Source organism: Streptomyces sp. SID486 (genome assembly GCF_009865385.1).
Taxonomy (GTDB): domain Bacteria; phylum Actinomycetota; class Actinomycetes; order Streptomycetales; family Streptomycetaceae; genus Streptomyces.
The window spans coordinates 1-516 of record NZ_WWJT01000605.1 but is presented as its reverse complement, the minus strand read 5'-3'; the positions used below and the strand labels follow the sequence as shown (position 1 = coordinate 516).

Sequence of the window (516 nt, the reverse complement as noted above, 5' to 3'; positions counted from 1 at the left end):
CCGGACCATTGCCGGAACCGAAGTCGGCACCGGAGCCCCCCGGACCGTCGCCGGAGCCGAGGCTCTCCCGGTCGGTGTCGGTGTGCGGGGCGCTGGCGCGCTCGCCGGTGGCCGGTGGGTTCTCGGTGACGCGGGTCAGCCTCGGCACCCGCCAGGCGCCGTCGCGGAAGGCCAGGTGCGGTTCTCCCGTGGCCACCGCCTCGGCGAGGCGCTCCGCGTCCGGCTCCTCCGCGGCCTCGACCAGCACGACGCGGCCGGGGTTCTCCGACTGGGCCGAGCGGACCAGACCCCCGACGGCGGCTCCCGCCGGGTCGCTGCCGGTGACGACGACCAGGGGCGTGTCGGTGAGCTGTTCGCCGGCGAGCCGGGCGCGCAGCGCGCCGAGGACCGTGTCGACGGCCGCCCGGGTCTCGGCCGCGCCTGCTCCGGCCGGGGCGCGCAGCACCTCGGGCGCCGGGGCGTGCTCCCCGGCCGCCGCGGCGTTCTCCCCGGCCGCCGGGGCGGGCACCCAGCCGA

At 79.8% G+C, this 516-nt stretch carries 1 protein-coding gene; it reads right to left on the bottom strand.

The annotated features are described in order from the left end of the window. Positions 1 to 516, bottom strand: a 516-nt coding sequence (locus GT045_RS40080; protein ID WP_237538941.1) for a hypothetical protein, incomplete at both ends; no start/stop codon positions are given.